The following is a 20,442-nucleotide window of genomic DNA, read 5'->3' as shown; positions in this document are numbered from 1 at the left end:
TTTGGAACAATGTCAGAGTACCTCCAGCATCTCGGCAATATTCGTTGCCGTTTTTACCTCTCCCGACGGGAGACGGATTTCAATGCTATGGGGATTGGTGCAAATAATATGCGGACATCCCTCCTGAGGTGCCGTAGGCCGGTATCCATTCCGGATCAGGGCATTGCCCGCCCAGTAGCTGGTAACCATTTCGCCTTCAATCCCAATGGGGGTTGTGTTGGCTTGTACCTGCAATTTGCCGGTGGTTGCATCAAAGGCTATCTCCTCTTTGCCAAAGAAAGAGGCGAAATGGCCCGATAAGATGAGGTCTTCGGGTGTGCCGCTGATAATGGGTTTGCCTTTGGCCTGCAGCCAGATGCAATCGCCCATCTGAATGGCCAAATCCAGGTCGTGGGTTGATAATAATATGGCCTTGTGCTGCTCGCGCGCCAGCTTACGGAGCAACACCATTGTCTCGATGCGGCTGGTCACATCCAGGAAAGCCGTTGGCTCGTCGAGGAGGATAAGCGGACATTGCTGAGCCAGAGCCTTGGCGATCATGGCCTTCTGCCGTTCACCGTCGCTCAATTCCGACACATAGTTTTTTGCCTTGTGACTAATCCCCGCAGCTTCCAGTGACTGTCTGATGATTTCGTGGTCCTTCTTCTTCAGTTGGCCGAAGAAACCCGTGTAGGGATGTCGGCCCAACGAAACCAGTTCGTAAACCGTAATACCTCCGGCATTGGTCTTTTCCGTAAGAACCACCCCAACCGTAAGAGAAAACAGCCGCTGCGAATAATCGGTCAGCGGTTTACCTTGCAGATGGATACTTCCGGCCAGCGGCTTCTGGAAACCACAAAGCGTCCGCAGCAACGTAGACTTTCCCGCACCGTTCAATCCCAGCAGGCAGGTCACCTCCCCGGGCTTCAGCGAAAGCTGAAGCCCCTCGTTGACGAGCTTCTTTTTCTTGCCTTTCAGTAAATACCCGATCTCCAGATCGAACGTCTCTATAGCAGGGATATAATTCATAGTCACTTAGTTGAAGTATTGAATGTTTTTGCGGTTCATGATTACATAAATAATAACAGGTGCACCTATGAGGGGAGTCACCGCATTGAGCGGTAAGATACCGTTCCCTCCCGGGAGGACCATTACAATGTTACACAGCAACGCAACGCAGCTACCCGTCAGCAATGTAACAGGCAACAACAGCTTATGGTTGGAAGAACCGAGCAATAACCGGGCAATATGCGGTACTGCCAATCCGATAAAGGAAATGGGACCACAGAAAGCCGTGGCCGTAGCAGTAAGAATCCCGGTGCAAAGCAGAATCAAAACCCGGGTCCGCTTTACCTTTATGCCCAGGTTGGCGGCATACATCTCTCCCAAAAGGAGTGCGTTCAACGGCTTGATCAACAATATGGAAAGGAGTAAACCCACCAGCGAACAGGTTGTGAAAAAGGGTAACTGCTGACTGGATACTCCCGAAAAGTCACCCATACCCCACATCACAAAGGCATGCACCTTGTCGGTCGACGCATAGTAATTGAGGATTGAGATCAGCGAAGAGGCCATATATCCCACCATGATTCCGATAATGAGCAACATAACATTGCTCTTCACTTTGGTGGAAAAGAAGATGATGATGCCAAGGATGAGGCATGCTCCGGCAAAGGCGGCCACCACAATAGCCAAATAGCCGCTCATGGGGAGTGAGTTTACCATGTTGAGGGTGCCTCCAAAGTAAAGCATCACCGCTGCAACACCCAGGTTTGCACCGTCGCTGATACCTAAAATGGAGGGTCCGGCCAACGGATTCTTAAACAAAGTTTGCAGAAGTAGTCCACTCACCGCAAGCGAAGCCCCTGCAAGTAAGGCGGTAACAGCCTGCGGGAGGCGTGAATTCAGCAGAATCTGCTTCCATGATTCCTTTACGGTTTCATTTCCCATTAAAATATCGGCCACGGCATCCAAAGGGATGGATACGGCACCATACACCAGACTTCCGGCAAAGAGCAGTACCAGGCAAATGCTTAGCCATACATATATAGAAAGAGATTGTTTGTTCATTTTGCAAAGGTATAAATATGTTGTAAAAGTGCCCGATTTGTAGACGCAAACTTATCGGGAAGGAATGTGTGTTATTCATTCAATTAATAAGTGTCTGAATCAGTATGCTATCTTTTAGATATCTTATCAGATAAGAATCTGCTTTTTGTGTTTCCGCAAACGTTTGCAGAACATTTTTAGATTAATTAATATTTGTAAAACAAAAAATGTTAAATATTATCCTTATGTTTACAACGTTTAATATTCTCAATAAGAAGAAATCAGTATTTAGTTTTATTGTTAACCTAAAAAAAATGTATTATGCAACGAAAGAAAGCATTAAGTTCTTTCAGACATTGGAGAGTAGGAATACTTTCTGTGTTGATTTCCTTTTGCATGACTGCCGCTTTTGCTCAGCAAAGCACTGTTAAAGGAAAAGTTTTAGATGAAACAGGCCAACCCATTATCGGAGCCAATGTTGTAGAAAAAGGTACCACCAACGGTACAATTACAGATCTGGATGGAAATTTTACGCTAACAGTTCCCAATGCACAACGATCTGTACTTCAGTTCTCATTTATCGGTTACACCACACTGGAAGAAACAGTGAAGGGTCGTACCAGCATCAATGCGAATTTATCACCATCCGTAGTAAACTTAGGTGAAGTAGTGGCTATCGGTTACGGTACGCAGACTCGTAAGGAAATTACAGGTTCTGTTGCCAACGTAACGGAAGAGAGCTTCAACAAAGGGGTTACACGCGATGCAACCGACTTGTTGCAAGGTAAGGTTGCCGGTTTGGTTATCACTTCTGGTTCCGGTGATGTTACAAGAGGTAACACCATGCGTTTGCGTGGTACTTCCACTCTGCAGAACGACCAGGGTCCGCTTATCGTTATCGACGGTGTACCGGGTGGCGACATGTCGACGGTTTCTCCTTCCGATATCGAGTCTATCTCTGTACTTAAGGATGCTTCCTCGGCTGCTATCTATGGTTCTCGTTCGGCCGGTGGTGTTGTCCTTATTACTACCAAACGTGGTTCAGGATCCAAGACTATGATCTCGTACGACGGTTATGTAGCTATGGATCAGATGGCTAACAAGCCCGATCTTATGAATGCCGACCAATGGCGTGCGTATGCAAACAGCAAGAGTCTGGATACCTCTACTTACGATTTGTATGGTGCAGATACCGATTGGTTCGACGAAATGACCCGTACCGGTATTTCTCAGAATCACAGTGTATCCATGTCCGGCGGTGGTTCCAAGAGCAACTATCGCGCCTCTTTCTCTTACCTGGATCGCAACGGTATCATGCGCGACAATGCCATGGAAAGATACAGCTTCCGTTTCCAGTTCTCTCAGCGTGCCATCAACGACCGTTTGAAAATCGGATTGACCGGTTCGGCAACACTTACGGATAACCAGGTCCCTAACGGTGATAACTTCGTGCTGGCTTACAGTATGTTGCCTGTATATCCTGTATTTAATGCAGACGGAACCTATTTTACCAAGGTAAACAAGGAATACGACCAGGGTAACCCGGTTCAGAACCAGGATTTGAATACCATGAAGAATAAAATGAATTATTTCTATGCAAACGGAGATGTTCAATTCTTATTGATGGAAGGTTTGAATGTGAAGGCTAACTTGTACAAGAGCCGCTTTAACGGCGAATTCAGTCAGTATACACACTCTGCCACATCTATGGGATACAAGGACCAGGGTTTTGCCAAGAAGCAGAACCGTGCCTGGGATCGTAGCCTGATGGAGTGGACGGCCGATTACAACCGTACATTGGGTGACAATGAAGAGCATAAGGTAAACGGTTTGATTGGTTACTCATGGGAAGAAAACGAATATTCCATGTTCCATGCCCAGAACCGTAACTTTGTTAACGACGATTTGCAGTACAATAACCTGCAATCGGGTCAGGGTCTGAAACAGGGCGATGTACAGTCGGAACGCAACCAGTATCGTCTGATCTCTTTGTTTGCCAGAGCAAACTATAGCTACAAAGAACGTTATATGATTACCGCTACAGTACGTCGCGACGGTTCGTCTAAGTTCGGAGCCAACAATAAATGGGGTACCTTCCCTTCGGCTTCTGCAGCCTGGGGTATCTCTGAAGAGGCTTTCATGGAAGATGTTAAATGGGTGGACGACCTTAAGCTGCGTGCCGGTTACGGTGTAACTGGTAACCAGGACGGACTTCAGCCCTATAAAACACTGCAGTTGTACGGTGCCGACGGTCAGTACTATAATAACGGAAGCTGGCTTACTGCCTACAAGATCAACCAGAATGCCAACCCGGATCTGAAGTGGGAATCTACCGCCATGTTAAATGTGGGTGTCGATTTCACTTTGTTCAACGGCCGCCTGGGTGGTACTTTGGAATGGTACGACAAGCGTACATCAGATATGCTTTATACCTACAGCGTACCAACTCCTCCGTTTGTTTACGGTTCGATGATGGCCAACGTGGGTGATATGTCCAACAAGGGTATCGAATTGTTACTTAATATCGGTGTAATCCGTAAGAAAGATTTTAACTGGAACATGTCTGTAAACTTGTCACATAACAAAAACGAGATTACCAAACTATCCAGCGAGATTTATACGACCAACCGTATCTATACCGGTGATCCATGGATTCGCGGTGGTTCGGGAACAACCTCGCACGTAATTGAGGAAGGTCGTCCGGTAGGACAGTTCTATATGCTTAAATGCAACGGTATCGACGAAAACGGTAAATACATTTTTGAAGATGTAAATGAAGACGGACAGATTTCGGAAGACGACCGTACCTATGTAGGCAGCGCACAGCCCGACCTAACATTCGGTATCAACAATTCATTTGCATGGAAGAATTGGGATTTGAGTTTCTTCCTTCGCGGAACAATTGGAAACGACGTATTGAACGGACCACGTATGGCTTATGGAACATCGGCTTACCTGATCGGAACAAACGCATTGGACGATCCATTGATTTACGACCTGAAAGAATCTCCACGTATTTGTTCATACTACCTGGAAGATGCCTCTTTTGTACGTCTGGATAACCTTTCTTTGGGTTATACATTCAATACAAAGAATGTGAATTGGCTTGATAAGGCCCGTGTATATGTTGCTGCACAGAATCTGTTCGTATTAACAGGCTATAAGGGCTTAGATCCTGAAGTGGAAATTGTACGTTCTGGTCAGTCTGCCGAAGCAGCCGGTTTATCACCGGGTCTCGAACCAAGACAGTTCTTCCCTAAAGCAAGAACATTTACGATAGGTGTAAATCTTACTTTCTAAATCATTAAATTTGCTCATTATGAAAAGAAAATCAATTATATCAATACTGACCGGAGCTGCTCTGTTGTGTTCCATGCCATCGTGTATGGACCTGGATGAAACGGTTTACGATAAGGTGCAGGCCGATAAGTTTGGCAAAACCGATGCGGAGATAAACTCAATCATCGCCCCTATCTATAAGACTCTTAAAAAGGCATGGCCCAACGCCTATTTTTACATGACGGAATGCTCGGGCGATATGGCTATAACTCCTACCCGTAAGGGTGGCGACTGGTGGGATAACGGTGCCTATAAAGATTTACATATGCACACCTGGACTATCAATACCGGAACCATTAAAGATGGTTGGAACGATGCCATGCAGAGTATTTCTACCTGTAACCAGGTATACAGCATTATTGAGGCATCGCCAAGTATGACGGAAGAGGCCCGCACCCGTACCCTGGCGGAAATCCGCGGAATCAGGGCCTATTGGTACTATATGCTGATAGACAACTTTGGAAACGTTCCTTTGGTGACCGATTTTAGCGATACCGAACTTCCGGCTACCAAGTCAAGAAAAGAGGTGTACGATTTCGTGGTTAAAGAGCTGAACGAGATTAAAGATAAATTACGCGACGATGTAACCGGTGCCAGCTATGGTAAATTTACCAAGGGTGCTGCCTATACATTGCTTGCCAAGATGTACCTGAATGCGCAGGTGTGGACAGGAACTCCCAACTGGCAGGGTGTGATTGATGCTTGTAACGAGGTTATGAAGCTCGATTATATTATCGAACCGGATTGGAAACAGAGTTTTATCGTTAACAACCAGAACTCCAAAGAGATCATTCTTCCAATCTGTTTTGGTCGTGCCGACGGTGGAAATACGATGCATTACCGTACCCTTCACTACCTTGATCCTATTGCTTTGGGTATGACGGTAGGTACATGGAACGGTGTTTGTGCTCAACCGGATTATGTGAAGGCGTTTGACGATGCCGACAAGCGTAAAGTAGGTTCATTCCTGATGGGTGAAATGAAAGACCCGGCTACAGGTAAAGTACTTATGACTGCTCACAACCGTCCGCTTAACCATACAATAGACCTTACCCTGATTCCGGGAACGGAACGTGGTGGTACAACCTGGGGTGATGTAAACCAGGAAGATGGTGCACGTGCCAACAAATGGGAATTTGAAGTGGGATTGGCTGCATCCGATCAGGAAAATGATTTCGCTATTTTCCGTTTGGCAGATGTATACCTGATGAAAGCCGAGGCTTTGGTACGCGCCGGTCAGGATAACGCAGAAGCAACCCGTCTGGTTAATATTATCAGAACACGTGGTTTCGGTAATACAAACCATAATTACACATCTGTAACGTTGGATAACATCCGTATGGAACGTAAATTCGAGTTGGCATGGGAGATGTACAGCCGTCAGGATAACATCCGCTTCGGTACATTCCTGGATGCCCGGTTCCTTAAAACAAAATCGGACGAATACCGCAAACTGTTCTGTATCCCTCAGGATGCATGGCAGACAAACAACAAGCTGGTTCAGAATCCGGGTTATCCCGCATTTGCTAAATAATCAGTCTCGTATAAAAAAAGAAAGGCGCTCTGTTTTAAGGGCGCCTTTTTTATTGATACTAAACTTACGTGGAGAGTGTAAACTCCGTAAAATTGGCATGAATGTACAGAAACAAAACAATCAGTTCCATGAAGTGATGCATGCGACTGTAATACACTTTGATTACCGGAACTTTACCTGAATCCCTTGATCTGTTGTAGCTGCATGCTGTATATCGTAGGGATTTACATCCACTTCGCCCTTTACCAGTTCCGGAATGTTGTAAGAATAAAGCAGGAAGTTGTAGTGATCCGGATCCTGTTGTGGGAGCAGAAAGGGTTTCGAGGTTGTTCCATCTTCGTCTACATGCACCAGATAGGGAAGCGTATAAACGCCGTTTTCGCGGCGACTGCTTACTACGAACCAGCGGCTGTTGCTGCTCCAGCTATGATAGCTTTCGGTATCCTCACTGTTAACCTGTCCCATCTCCGTTTGCCTGCCCGATCGGAGGTCTATCATCCGTATCTCGGCATCCTTGTGCCAGATCGGAAACTGACCGTAAGCTGTTTCCGTATACATCATAAAGTTCCCATCGGGAGACATGCGGGGGAAGGATACACTGATGGAATCGGCACGTACCAGGGTGTCTACCTGCGAACCGATGGTTCCGTTGGCAGCATCGAAGGGCACCCTGCACAGACTGTACCGAAGCTGGTTGTACTTTTCGGGCATCTTCAGGGCAGGGGCCGAACAGAAATAGAGCCACTTGCCGTCGGCCGAGAATGAAGGGAAGGTCTCGTAGGCATCCTTGGTAATAAGCGACGACTTCGATAGAATCTCTTTTTTGGATACATCATACACCACCACATCCGATTCGGCATCGAATACCTCCATCTTTTTACCCGGAACAGCATGAAAGAATTGCCGAATCGTGTTTACAGACGACGCGATGTATCTGCCCGAAGGATGCCAATAGGGGTAGGTGAGGTTGCTTACGGTCTGATCTGTTTTGGTCTTCAGCTTCTCAATCTCCCCATCGGATACGATGTAAGTACCCCCATTGTCGGCACGCATATGAAACATCATCCGGTCGGGATTCCCGTTGCAGAACGAGTGACAGTTCACGCAGTTGTAGCCCGTTAGCTTATTCTCGATGACAGGCTTTTCGTGGAATGTCTCCAGATTACGCTGATAAATCCCAACAATGTGCCATTTCTCGTATCCCGGCTCGATGAGGCGGTAAACCATATAGGGGTCTATTGTATCCTTGCTGACATAGATGGCAAACTTCTTCCAGGTGATCCACTGCTGTTTGGAACGGGCGGAGACTTCAATCCACAGCGAGTCGCCGGCACATGCCTGCAACAGGTTGTGCCAGTCAGCCATGTCAAACTGCACTTTGTGGGAGCCAAAACATTCCATCTGCCTGCTTTGATCCCTGTTGGTAACCTTTACGTAGCTTTTGTCGTATACGGCAGCTAACTTGAAATTAAGCGGAGCCATATTGGAGGGTACCGATACTCCGGTATAATCGGGGTACAGATCCGGATAACGGCTCTCTGTTACGGCATTTTCAGGATAGCTTTTTTGAAGCGAGCTACCAATCAACAGTCCAGCCGACAGCACAATAACGACCGATCCGGCAAGTATAACGTGGCGTGTTTTCATTCTTTTCATCCTTAGTTCCTTTGAGGAGTTTCTTCAAACTGAGCGTAATAGTAATATGTATTCCCGAATTCCTGCTGAAGCGCTTTGGGCCCGTTGCCCGCCACACTGCAGAACTTGATAAACCGTTCGTATACGTTCCGGTCGATTCCATACGAACTGAAAGCTTCAGGATTAGACTCCACCGTAGCATAATAAATACAGATCGCCTCCTGATAATGGATGGGAAGTTTTGTATACAGACTTTGGGCCGACTGCATATATTGCATAAAAGCGGTCAGGTCCTTGTATAAAAGCAGGTACGACAGGGCATATTCCAGCGCCGGCCGGTTGTTGGGATGATCGTCTAACAGATAGCCCAGGGCATTGGGTAACGTTTTAGCAGGATCGAACGGATTGTCGGTCACCACATTCACCTTCCGCTTTTCGGTAATCCAGGGAGTCTTTCCGGCGGTATCCTCCTTTAGCAACCCCCGCATCTTACGGGCCCAATCCCGATAAAACAATGTATTTTCTAGGATGGTGATGTACTTCCGTGCAGCACCGTACTCCTCATTCACAAGATACGTTTCAACCAAGCGCGTCATCAGTCGGCTTTGCACCCTTCGTTCCGAACTCAGCACCCCCACGAAGGCATAGCGCTGCGAACTGTTGATATGCCCTATTTGCCAGGCCACCTCGCTGGCAGCAATCAGATCCAGTCGGGTTACCGGATCCTGCGGAATAAGTCCGGATACCCCCGCCTGCAGAAAATCAAACTGCCGGTTCCCCAACTGGTTGGTATGCGACAAAGCCAGGTTGAGGTAAACCAGCGCATTGAGGTCCTTTACCGGATGCTTGCCGGCATGGTCTATAATCTTTTGCCAGTTGCCTGTACGTGCATAGTAATCGTAGCGGTAGGTCTGCTCAATTGGGCGTCCTCCATACAGTATACCTAATGCGATACCACCGATAAGAAGCAAATAACATAAGGACCGACTGTACTTGAAGCCGGACTGCCATTTCCGTAATCCATACAGCAGAATGGACAGGAGTGGGAGTGAGCATCCGATGATACGGAACGACAACGGCTGAGGATATTCGGGATGATACAGGTAACGGCTAAAGAAAACCTCCTCCATGGGAACCACAAACAGGGTACGCATGGCAAGAAGAGGCAGCAGCAGAGCAAATGCAAGATAAGTCAGTGCCGTGACAAATTTCTGTTTATTACCTGGCTTGCTGATTTCGTAAAATCCCATCAGGAAAGCTGCCAGCAGATGAGCCGGAGCAGCCAACAGATAACAAGCCGTAAGCAATCCCGCAGCCAGCAGAAAACGCCGGTAACCGGCAAGCGAATACGTGTAACCCAGAGCAACTACCAATCCGGTGAGCAGCGATATTGGCACACTTAGAGATTCGGGTGGGAATATCCAGAAAAGGAAGCCCGGAACAAGGCACCACAAGGCAGAAAAAAGGTATCCGCACCTTCTGTAAAACAGAAGGGCGGATACCGCTATAAGTACTGATACGAGGGCCAGAATAGCCGGAGCAACATGAGGCAGCACAAAAAACTGCATCAAAGCCCCGTTCAGATATTCGGTAAGTCCCCCGGGTGTATGAATCAAATCCGTAAAATAGGCATTGGTGTACAGAAACAAAACAAACTGTTCCATAAAGTGATACCAGTACCTGTAATGCAGGTCGAAATACAAAAAGCTGCCTGCAACAAACAATCCAATCAGAATAAGGTTATCAAAGCGATGTGGTTTCATGTAAAATCAACTTGTTTATGCGCCACCTCCTTCGGTGCTTTGTCCGGATCCTCCGGATTTTATGTCGTCGTTGGAAATACCGCGCTTAACTTTCTTAATGGCACTCTTCAAATCTCCGAAACGCCAGGAAACATTCACATAAAAGCTACGTCCGGTCATCCGGTTGATATTCTGTCTGTAAAAGTTTGCATCCTGGGTGGTCGACTTCATCTCTTTTGTCTTCCACAACGGATCCTGACACGACAAAGATACGGTAAGTTTCTTTTTTAAGAAATCTTTATTAAGCGTAATTCCCGTATAATAAAACGCAGACGATTTTCCCTGCAGCTGAATACGCGGAGCATAGTAACCACCGTTCAGGTTGATACGGAAATCTTTGGGCATCGTGTACTGGATACCGGCAAAAGCCTGGTAGTTGAAACCACTGTTATTCCCCCAGTTTTCACTTTTCATATCCCGGTAGTCCATTCCCCCGTTCAGGTAAACACGGAACACACTTACCGGATTCCAGCTACCGTAAAGATACAGACCGATGTTGCGGTTCTTGCCGATATTGTCGTAGGTAGTCTGCGTAACTCCGGGTTTATCGGGAGCGATAAAGGTATATTGTTCAATACCGTTGTTAACAAAAGAGTAGTTAACGCTGGCATTCACGTTTAATTTCTGTGTGAACATGCTGTAGTTGAAGGAGATGTTGTGACTCTTCTCCGCATCAAGCTCCGTATTACCGTAGCTGATATTCAACGGGTCGGTAGTGTTTACATAGGGGTTCAGGTACCAGATACCCGGACGCTGAATACGCATGTTGTAACCCAGACGGATATTCTGACTCATATTGACCTGGTACGACAAGGTAGCCGAAGGAACCAAATCAAAATAGTCGGCATTAAACTCATTGTCGCCCTTCACCTTCAGACTGGTACCTTCGGCACGCAGACCCGCTTTGAATGCTACTTTTTTAAACTTCAGGTTATACCCTCCGTAACCGGAATAGATATGCTGGGTATGGTTAAAGTCGGCATTGATATCGGTTACCGGCAGGTCGTTAATAAAACGTTCGGTTTCACTGTCGCTCTGACGGAGAATATACTTGGCTCCTACCTCGAGGGACTGGGTTTTGCTAAGCGGACGAGTATAGTCTACCTGTCCGGTATGCTCGCTGGTGGAAGCATCGTTGTTTGTACTTTCCAGGCGGTCGTTGTAGTTTAGAATACCATCTATTTCGGTATTGTTGCTGCTTCCGTTTGGAGAATCATTGTACTTATATGAAATGGTAAGCAATTCATCCTTCAGGGAGGTAGAGTGCTGGAAGTCCAGGTTCAACTCGTTGCCGCCGTAGGTGTACCTTGCGTTGCTGTTACGGGTAAACTGATAGACAGGATCCTCGTCAGCATTGCGCATCAGTTCGTTGGTTTCCGACAAACTGCGTGAGCGTCCGGCATAGCGGTTGGCCGAAAGGCTAAGCAGGTTCAACGTATCGATTTCGTAGCTTAGCTCCAGGTAGCCATACTGACCGGGACCTTTATTCTTCGATTTACCATCTTGCGTAAGGTACTTCATCTCGTTGCTGTTAAAGTTTTCGCGATACGAGTTATAGTCGTTATACGGACTGTTGCGGTAATGATAGTTATAATTGCCCGTTATCCCCAGTTTTCCAATCTTGGCGGTAACGTAGGCACCTCCGCCAATGGTACCTGTTGAGCTTCCGCTTGCACGTACGGTTCCGGTGTATCCCTGCAGCGCACTTTTTGTGATGATGTTGATAATACCCCCAACCCCTTCGGCATCGTATTTGGCACCGGGTTCGGTTATCACTTCAATGTTTTTTACAGAATTGGCCGGCATACTTTTCAAGACATCGCCCGGGTTATTCGAAATCAGATTAGATGGCTTACCATTCATGTAGATTTTAAAGTTACCCGATCCTTTCAGCTGAATCTTGTCATCGCCGTCCACAGTAACCATCGGAACCTTGCGAAGCATATCCAGCGTGGTGCTGGTTACAGCCTCGGGGTCTTCATCCAGGTTGTAGGTAATCTTGTCTACCTCCACCTTTACCAAAGGCTTTTGGGCGGTAACGGTAATTTCGCCCAACCGCTTTGTGTCTTCGGTCATGTACAACTTGCCCAGGTCCATCTTTTTCTTAGCCTCGGTAAGGGTGAACTGTGTTTTGGAGGTAGCCTTGCCGATTGATTGCATGGTGATGATGTAAGTGCCGGGTGTTTTCAATACGGTTTCAAATTTCCCGTCAATATCGCAAGCCAGTAGCTTTTCCGCCTTATGGGGCGTGCTGCTAACAGCGATCGACAAAGTTGCATAGGGCACGGTTTCATTTGTAAGGGAATCGACTACCTGTCCTTTAATGGAGTAGGGAGAGTTAACATCCGATTGCGCCTGGGCTAACAACGGAATAAGTAGAGTCGTCAAAAAACAAAGGATTAATTTTTTCATTTAAAATAATAAATAAGGTGAATACTGGGTCTGCGAACTTATAAATTCATTTTTTGGCAAATATACGACGATTAACTAGTGTGTACCTATTATTTCGGTTAAAGAAGGCTAACGTTTTGCTTAAATCAGTTATTATTCATTATCAAATCTTTTATTTTATGTAGTAAGTATTAAGAAAATGTAAATCCGCTTTTCTTTTTATTTCCTATATTTGTTGTTTAACCACTAAAATCATTTAGGTATGAAGCTGTATGTTGTAATCTTTTTGGCGTGTTGTTTTTCTTTCGGTCTTTCTGCTCAGGGCCTGGAAGAGATAAAGTTACTTGCACCCGATAAAACCAGGGGTAATTCCATGATGCAGGCTTTTGCCAACAGGCATTCCGCCCGTGTTTTTGCCAATAAAAAATTATCTGTTAAAGATCTTTCGGACCTTTTGTGGGCCGCCAATGGTGTAAACCGGGCCGATAAAGGGATGCGTACCGCACCTTCGGCATTAAATAAGCAAGACATCGACGTGTATGTGGTCCTTGCCGAAGGAGCTTATCTGTACGATGCCAAGGCGCATACCCTTAAGCCTGTGGCCAAGGGAGATTACAGACCCTTGCTGGCCGGAGGGCAGGATTTCGTGAATAAAGCACCTGCCTGCCTTTTGATGGTTTCGGATTTATCCCGTTTTGGCGAAGAGAAGGAGTATACCCGGATGATGGCTGCAATGGATGCCGGTATAGTTTCGCAAAACATCAACCTGTTTTGTGCCGGAGCCGGACTAAGCACCGTACCCCGTGCATCGATGGACCAGGCCGGACTACGAAAAGCCCTCAAATTAAAGGACTCTCAAATCCCCTTGATGAATAACCCCGTTGGTTATCCGGTTAAATAACACCTTATAAAGTACTTTCCGTACCCGCCAGCAAAGGAATAATTGCCGGCAAACTAAAAACTGCACAATCTGTTGTGCAGTTTTTGCCTATTTCTGCTTGTTGCATTGTGCAATATTAGCTATATCTTTCAAAACCCCTTGGAATAACTTATGCACTACGGGTGGCAATCTGAGCGTGTTGTTTATTTTAATTTACGGAATATCTCGGGCATGGCCGAAGGATTCATAGGAGTCATATCCACCAGATCGAGATGTTTCACCATATGGAGCGTACCTTGCTTGTAGGTCTGGAAATGCTTCGTACCGATATGGTGCCGGTAAGCCTCCTGACTGGCATAAATCTCGAGGATGCGTATCTGACACGAGTCGCGCTTCTGAATCATGGGATAGATGGCAATTACTCCGGGCTCTTCTTTCACGGAGGTAGCCCCCACATTAAGAGCAAACTCCAGGTATTCGTCCAGGTACTGAGGATATACCTCTATTTCCGAAATACGCACCAGCATATCTCCATCCGATTGCGCTGTTACTGCTGTCATGGTAAGCATAATAGTTCCTATTACAAGAATAATCTTATTTTTAATCATATAATTTTATATTACTTGATGTAGTTCAATTACTTTATTGTAAACGCCCCCCCTTCTTTATAATAAGTGAATTGCTAAAGTTGTGCTTTTACTATCCCTTCGGCCCATTTTATGGCATCGGGAGTGCCGTTGTTGAGCAACCTCCCTGTTTGCCAGTTGATGTCGCTGTACTGCTTCTTTAATAAGTTTGTACTGTTTTGTATAGAGCTGCTGCCCGATGTGGCAAATGGAATGACGGTCTTCCCTTTCAAATTGTAGCTTTCAATGAACGTGTTGATAATCCGGGGAGTTTGGTTCCACCAGATGGGATAACCCAGAAATAGTATGTCGTAGGTTTCCGCCTGTGCATTCTTATCGGCAAGTACAGGGCGCGATGTTGTACTACCCATCTCAATACTGCTGCGGCTCTGCTTATCCTGCCAGTCGAGATCGGCAGCTGAATAAGCTTTCTCGGCCTGGATGCGATACAATGTGGCATGAGTGGCTTGGGCAATGGCTTTGGCCACAGTTTCGGTATTTCCTGTGCAGGAAAAGTACGCAACCAGAACTTTCTTCTCTTGGGCATGCGTAAATGTCCCCGCCAGAACACATGCAAGGATTAAAATCAATTGTTTCATACAAATTTGGTTTTTGATTTCAAAATACGTTCAGCAACTGTAGTGCAGTCTACCTTTTATTTTTAATTAATGTATTACTGCAAAGTTCAATAATAAAAAGCACATTGTTAGTATATAGATTACGGAGTTTATTACCATTTTTACTTATTTAACCCCTTCAAATTTAGCTATTTTCTTAATTTATCTGCGCCCTTTATATTACATCCTTGTCACCAGTGTACAAATCAATGTTTTGTAAATTTAATTTACAAAAGTGAATTTGTAAAATATTGTTGAGGCGATTAGTATGCTTGTATCAATCGCAAACATTGTCTGATTGGTTTACTTTTTTTGATTTCAACCAAATGTTAATAACCATCATGGGCTCTGGGAGTTAGGGATGGTGAGGTGGCGTAAATAAACTAATTATTTATTTTTTCGGGAAAATAGATAAGTAATTAGTTGCAGAATCGGAATGTTTGGGCCATCTTTGTGGTGTTTAACAAATAAAATATTAATATGAAAGTGAAAGAATTTTTCGCCAAAACCGAGTTATCATGCGAACACTGTGGAGAAAACCTGTTAGCCAATCCTGCATCAGGTATAATTGTTACCTGGAGAAGTGAACAAAACTCACCAAACGGAAAAGAAATATACCAAAAAGCATATTATTGCTGTAAAGGAGAGTGCGATAAAGAGATGACGAAGAAATCTAAGGCTGTAGGTCTGATCTACAGCGGATGGGAAGATCTGTCGGTTTACTTTAATCCACTGACTTATATCAACAAGAATGTATTGTGGATGGATGCGATCAATCAGGGTGTAACATTTAAACCGGCTGCGTTCGACAAAATGATAAACCTGTTTACGGTAGCTTTTACTGAAACTTCTAGAGAGCTGACAAGTAAAGAGGCTGAAGAAGTCAAAGATCGCTTAGAAAACGGAATCGATCCCATGCTATAAGGGCTGATTCTGTTTAAAGCAAATTGTAGGAAAATTTAAAGCAACCGGTCGGTGTTGTAATTTCTGACTTAGTTAGACGTTGCCCCGACCGGTTCTTTCATTTTTATTTAATGCGTATTTGTTTGTTGTAGGTGCCGTGGGGCCTGTTCAGTTCCTTGTACAGGATGTTAAGGCGTTTGCTGGCGTGTACAAGCCTTTGGAGCACTTCGGTCCGTTCGGGTTTGTTGGTGGTATAGAAAAGTATCCCCATCAGGTGATCCATCTCCATCCGGATTTCTGCTTCCAACCTTTCCAATCTGGGACGCTCCATCAGGTTTTGCTGATGCAGGGCTATCACTTCCAGTTCGTCGTCGCAGAATAGAGCCACCCGTATATCGCTTTCTCCGGATTCATCATCAAGTGTTCCTCCAAACTTTTTCACCCTCCTGTTGTAGGCACTTTCGCGGAAGATGGTGCAGAAGCCCTCTTTGCCGTATCGGTGGAATAGGGAGTCGGGGTCTTCGCCTTCGGGAAGGAGGCAGTTCATCACCATAAAGCCGGCATCTGCCAACTGTTTTTCGATGCGGGCAGCGGCATTTTGTCCGGCTTCGTCGCCATCCAGCACCAATGACACCCGGCGAGCATATCTTTTTAGTAGCTCTATCTGTTCGTCGGACAGGGCCGATCCGCACAGGGCGACCGTGTTTTGATACCCTGCCGCATGCATGGCGATGCAGTCCTTGGGGCCCTCTACCATGTGAACTAGTCCCTCGCTCAGGATATGATCTATGGCCTGGTACAGTCCGTATATTACCCGGCTTTTGTTGTAGAGGGCATTGTTGGCGCTGTTGATATACTTGGGTATCCCTTTGCCGCCTACGGAATTTATCTGCCCAAAGTACCGGCAGGTAAAGCCCACCAGTATGCCCCGTTCGTTGTGGATGGGGAAGGCGATGCGTCCCTTAAACTGGGTAAAGCCTTGTGGGGGATATTGCCGTACCATTCTCACACCAAAGTTCACATAAGCTTCGGAGAGACCTCCGCAGTCGGGTACATAGCCGTAGCATGAATTGGCAAACGCTCTGTTTTCCTGCTCCATGGCCCGGAGTTGTTCCGGGGTTGCTTCGGGTTCGGGCGCTTTCTGTTTAGCCTTCGGTGTTTCCAATGGAGCGAAGAATCCCTCAAATTCTATAGGGTTTTCATAAATCGGCCCCTTTGTTTCAGTGCTTTCTGATGATTGATCAGACGGTCCGCCATGGCGTGCGCATAGCAGTTTGAGGGCTTCGGGGTAGGAGCACGACTCCTTTTCCATTACAAAGGTAGCTTTGTCGCCCCCTTTACCGCAGGGGAAGCAGTGCCACAGCCCTTTGTGGTTGTCTAACTTCAGCGAGGGATGGGTGTCGTTGTGGAACGGACAGCGCATCAACGCTTTACCATTGGATTTAAAGTGTACGGATCCGTACCAGTTCACCACCGTCTCGAGGGTAAGATGGTCTTCCACAAATTCTGATTGTTTAGAGTGCTTTTTCATTGGTCCGGATAGATTTGTTGAATTTTAGATTTATTTTTATTGAAAGAGATAAAATCCCATAGTTTGGTAAATGTTTTATTGTGCCTGAAGTTTGCATGGCCGATGCCTCCGTTTCGGTTTTTAAGGAGCAGCAGCTTGGCGATGCCTACCAGATTTTCGCCGGTGTCCTGATCCTTGGTGATGCCTAAACGGTCGGGGCGGTATACAAACATCACCACGTCCGAGGTCTGTTCGATAACTCCCGAGTTGCGCAGGTCCGACAACACCGGAATCTTGGCTTTGTCGCCACGGTGCTCAATCTCGCGGTTCATCTGCGACACCACGATTACAGGAATGTTGCAGCGCACTGCCAGATCCTTCAGGGCATTGATGTTCCTACCGATGGCCTCGTCGGCCGTGCCCCCTTTCTCTACCGGAGCCGATATCAGCTGCAGGTAGTCCACTGCCAGCATGTCGCACTTACCCCGCTTGCAGGCCAGCATGGTTTCGGTAACGATGCTCTCGATGCGGGCGTTCCCCATGTAGCGGATGTCCAGCTTCAGGTTGGTTAGCTCCTCTTGCAGCAGCCGTTCCACCTCCATTTCCTGACCTTCGGTAAGCACCCCGCGGCGCAGCAAGTCGGGGTTGATATCCGTAAGCATGGCAATAGAGCGGTTGGCCGTATCGTAATCGCCCATTTCATGGTTCACCAGCCGCACGTGGTAGCCCTTTTTGGCAATCTCCTGCAGGATGTGCAGCGTAACCATGGATTTACCTTCGGAGGGACGAGCCGCCAGGGTATAGATCTCGCCCGGAAAGAAGCCCCCGCCCGTAAGCTTGTCGAACTCCGTAAAGCCCGAAGGAATGGCCCGGCTATCCAATCCCAGCGCCCGGTTCTTTCGGAAATCCTTCAGGTTGGACGCTACAATCTCGGCCAGCGGACGCGCCTCGTTGCCCGTGTCGGTGTCGTTGCAAATTTTATCCACTCCGGAATGCAGCGTGCCCAGGATGGAGGTGATGGGCGTGCCCACATCGGTAAGCGAAAGTTTAACGGCATTAAGATGCTCGGTAAGTCGGAACCGGATGTAGCTGTCTTTTATCAGCAGCGCATACTCCGTAACCTGCGACGAATCCCTAGCCATGGTGAACAACTCCGGATCATAGGCCAGCCCGTTCATCTGCAGGAACAGCTCGCGGTCCATCTCCTGCATGGTGCGGTCTATCAGGTTGTAGTTGGTACGTTTGCCCTGTTCGAACAGGTGCACGATGGCCTTGTAGATAAATCCCAGCTCGCGCGAGCTGAACATGTCGGCCTTCAAAAATCCAATCACGTTGGTAATAGCCTCGGTGTTGGCAAGCAGGCAGGCAACTACCGCTTTTTCGTGGGTGATCCCCGTGTTTTTCTCAATCATTGCTCATAAAATCTAAAATGTGTCCTTTCAATGAAAACGTGGTGTTAGACGCTTCCGTTTCTCTCTCTTTGTGTCTCTTTTTGCCGGAGCCCCCTTCCGAAGAACTTTCCTGTTTGGGTTTGCCGGCGATGGAATCGTAGTACAGCATGCCGATGTGCGAGATACCCTTTATGTTTTCCACCTCGATTAGATAGCGTTCCTTGAGGATATTCAGCACTCCCCTTACCCGCCAGGGAGAAAGGTTAAATTTTGCTGCCAGCTCGGCTTGCGAACAAATCACTTGCCCTCTGTGGCAGGTAAGCTGCTTGTTGTCTCTGATCACAGTTCCGGTAGCAAAGTAACTTCTGGAAAACAGGAAAAGATAAACATGGGCGATAAGCTGCTCTTCGGCATCAGACCCGTAAAGATCGTTCAGTACTTTTCGTGGTACCCTTACGTAGCCCGACTCCAACAGGCTATCCAGGTAATTCAATTCTAAATTCTTCAAAGTCTTGTAAATTAATGATTTAAGATTAATAAATTTATTTCTTCCTAAATTGCCACAAGCCGATTCACATACCTTTTCTCTGCATTGATGCGGGTTTTGAGGGGGTTAGTCACAAGCCGAATCACAAGCCCTATATTAATATATAAAGAATATTTCTGTATAAGGCTACGCTTTAAAACCGTAAATCCGTTGCCGCTGCAACTCAGGAACCACCTCAAAGAACAGTTAAAAGATTGGAATAACAAGTGTGACGTTTTTTGCAAATTAACAAGTGACCTAAATCGTTGTACTACATTAACATATGCAAATTTTCACTTGGTAAATTCTTCTGAGCACTCTCGTTTTTTCTGCTCCAGAAACAGGGTGGCGTAGTACACAAAATCCTTCTCTTTATCTACCTTAAATTTGATTAAATTATTGGTGATTGTGCGGTAACTTTTATCCAGATTAAAAGTATCATTTAAGAAGTGAGATAATCTGTTTAGCGAACAATTAGGAAACGCACCTGCATCGTACATCTGACGGATGAATAGTATTATCAACTCTCTCTTAGTCATGTCGATAGGTAGCGGTTCGTTTCTCGATTTATCCTTGCTTTGTGCTTTATTTTCTGCATTTTTTGCTTTGTGAAACTCCTTTATAAAGGAGGCGGCAAGCTCTTTCCAATGGAGAATTTTACCCTCTATTTCGCCCTTGGCCCAACCCAAAAGAAACTGTAAAATAGACTCCTTCTCGTAACCTTCTTTTAGTTCCTTTAAGACCCTCTTTAACTGCCCAAAATAGGGTAATTTTTTTTGACACAGATTTTTGACCATATCTCGACCGTATTGGAGTGTTTTTAACAGCATTTCGTTAATTTTAACTAAATCCATGATTGTGTATTTTTATAAGTTAATATTTATAAATCTATTTTATCGTGTTTATCAGATACTATTTCCTTTTTTTAGTCCGCTAATCACCTTTCAAAAGGAAGTATTCATTGCGTTTGGGCCATTCTATTTCTTGTGCCGGAAAGCTTTTTCAGCTTCCGAAAGGACATAGGAGTGGCCGTTCACGCCATTTTCTTTCGTTTCCAAAAGCTGTATGGAGTGATTTTCTACCTAAAAAAGGATTAAAACCGGATAGAAAAGGAACGTTTCCCGGTGATAAGAGAGGTGTTCCATAAAGATAAAAGAGCGTTTTTGAGAGATACCTGATCCTGTTTTCAAGGCTATAAGATCGTTTTTTCAAAGATATATGTTTGACAAATCAAAGATATAGGATTGAACTTTCAAAGAT

At 46.0% G+C, this 20,442-nt stretch carries 15 protein-coding genes; 4 read left to right on the top strand and 11 right to left on the bottom strand.

Going from position 1 to position 20,442, the window contains the following annotated elements; genetic code table 11:
* Positions 1–12: 12 nt before the first annotated feature.
* A complete protein-coding gene (locus F5613_RS09815; RefSeq protein ID WP_179399638.1) occupies positions 13–1,008 on the bottom strand; it encodes an ABC transporter ATP-binding protein in 996 nt (331 codons plus the stop codon).
* Positions 1,009–1,014: 6 nt separating this feature from the next.
* On the bottom strand, positions 1,015–2,049 hold the full coding sequence (locus F5613_RS09810; RefSeq protein WP_179399637.1) for an iron ABC transporter permease: 1,035 nt from the start codon (positions 2,047–2,049) through the stop codon (positions 1,015–1,017).
* A gap of 300 nt (positions 2,050–2,349) precedes the next feature.
* On the opposite strand from F5613_RS09810, the gene F5613_RS09805 reads away from it, so the two are divergent.
* Entirely contained in the window at positions 2,350–5,328 is a 2,979-nt protein-coding gene (locus F5613_RS09805; RefSeq protein ID WP_179399636.1) for a SusC/RagA family TonB-linked outer membrane protein, read from the top strand.
* Between the two features lie 19 nt (positions 5,329–5,347).
* A complete protein-coding gene (locus F5613_RS09800; RefSeq protein ID WP_179399635.1) occupies positions 5,348–6,901 on the top strand; it encodes a RagB/SusD family nutrient uptake outer membrane protein in 1,554 nt (517 codons plus the stop codon).
* A 162-nt stretch (positions 6,902–7,063) separates the two neighbouring features.
* Here F5613_RS09800 and F5613_RS09795 read toward each other — a convergent pair whose 3' ends face one another.
* From F5613_RS09795 to F5613_RS09785, 3 genes are read right to left on the bottom strand one after another with little or no spacing between them, the layout of a single operon-like run.
* Positions 7,064–8,557, bottom strand: a complete 1,494-nt coding sequence (locus F5613_RS09795; RefSeq protein WP_179399634.1) for a TolB family protein — start codon at positions 8,555–8,557, stop codon at positions 7,064–7,066.
* Positions 8,558–8,559: 2 nt separating this feature from the next.
* Complete coding sequence (locus F5613_RS09790) at positions 8,560–10,299, bottom strand: DUF6057 family protein (protein WP_179399633.1); 1,740 nt, start codon at positions 10,297–10,299, stop codon at positions 8,560–8,562.
* 15 nt (positions 10,300–10,314) lie between these two features.
* Positions 10,315–12,750, bottom strand: coding sequence for an outer membrane beta-barrel family protein (locus F5613_RS09785; RefSeq protein WP_179399632.1), 2,436 nt, complete (start codon positions 12,748–12,750; stop codon positions 10,315–10,317).
* Between the two features lie 241 nt (positions 12,751–12,991).
* Here F5613_RS09785 and F5613_RS09780 point away from each other — a divergent pair, with 241 nt between their 5' ends.
* Positions 12,992–13,630, top strand: a complete 639-nt coding sequence (locus tag F5613_RS09780; protein WP_179399631.1) for a SagB/ThcOx family dehydrogenase — start codon at positions 12,992–12,994, stop codon at positions 13,628–13,630.
* 182 nt (positions 13,631–13,812) lie between these two features.
* On the opposite strand, the gene F5613_RS09775 is transcribed toward F5613_RS09780, so the two are convergent.
* Both F5613_RS09775 and F5613_RS09770 read right to left on the bottom strand, forming a co-directional pair.
* Complete coding sequence (locus F5613_RS09775; RefSeq protein ID WP_246303394.1) at positions 13,813–14,217, bottom strand: putative quinol monooxygenase; 405 nt, start codon at positions 14,215–14,217, stop codon at positions 13,813–13,815.
* 74 nt (positions 14,218–14,291) lie between these two features.
* Positions 14,292–14,834 (bottom strand): flavodoxin, encoded by a 543-nt coding sequence (locus F5613_RS09770; protein ID WP_068183108.1) that lies wholly within the window; start codon positions 14,832–14,834, stop codon positions 14,292–14,294.
* Positions 14,835–15,332: 498 nt separating this feature from the next.
* Between F5613_RS09770 and F5613_RS09765 the strand changes: the two genes are divergently transcribed.
* Positions 15,333–15,776, top strand: coding sequence for a hypothetical protein (locus F5613_RS09765; RefSeq protein WP_068183104.1), 444 nt, complete (start codon positions 15,333–15,335; stop codon positions 15,774–15,776).
* A 103-nt stretch (positions 15,777–15,879) separates the two neighbouring features.
* Here F5613_RS09765 and F5613_RS09760 read toward each other — a convergent pair whose 3' ends face one another.
* The 4 genes from F5613_RS09760 to F5613_RS09745 form a co-directional block, all read right to left on the bottom strand.
* On the bottom strand, positions 15,880–17,286 hold the full coding sequence (locus F5613_RS09760; RefSeq protein ID WP_179399630.1) for a DNA primase: 1,407 nt from the start codon (positions 17,284–17,286) through the stop codon (positions 15,880–15,882).
* Positions 17,283–18,677: a replicative DNA helicase gene (locus tag F5613_RS09755; protein ID WP_179399629.1), complete on the bottom strand. Its 1,395-nt coding sequence runs from the start codon at positions 18,675–18,677 to the stop codon at positions 17,283–17,285. Before F5613_RS09755 ends, F5613_RS09760 begins: the two co-directional genes overlap by 4 nt.
* Positions 18,670–19,164 carry a hypothetical protein gene (locus F5613_RS09750; protein WP_179399628.1) on the bottom strand — a complete coding sequence of 165 codons (495 nt, stop codon included), beginning with the start codon at positions 19,162–19,164 and terminating at the stop codon, positions 18,670–18,672. The genes F5613_RS09755 and F5613_RS09750 overlap by 8 nt, the downstream gene beginning before the upstream one ends.
* Before the next feature lie 311 nt (positions 19,165–19,475).
* On the bottom strand, positions 19,476–20,036 hold the full coding sequence (locus F5613_RS09745; RefSeq protein WP_179399627.1) for a hypothetical protein: 561 nt from the start codon (positions 20,034–20,036) through the stop codon (positions 19,476–19,478).
* Positions 20,037–20,442 lie beyond the last annotated feature (406 nt).

Source organism: Macellibacteroides fermentans (assembly GCF_013409575.1).
Lineage (GTDB): Bacteria > Bacteroidota > Bacteroidia > Bacteroidales > Tannerellaceae > Macellibacteroides > Macellibacteroides fermentans.
Note: the sequence above shows the minus strand (reverse complement) of the source record. Positions and strands in the feature narration are given on the sequence as shown.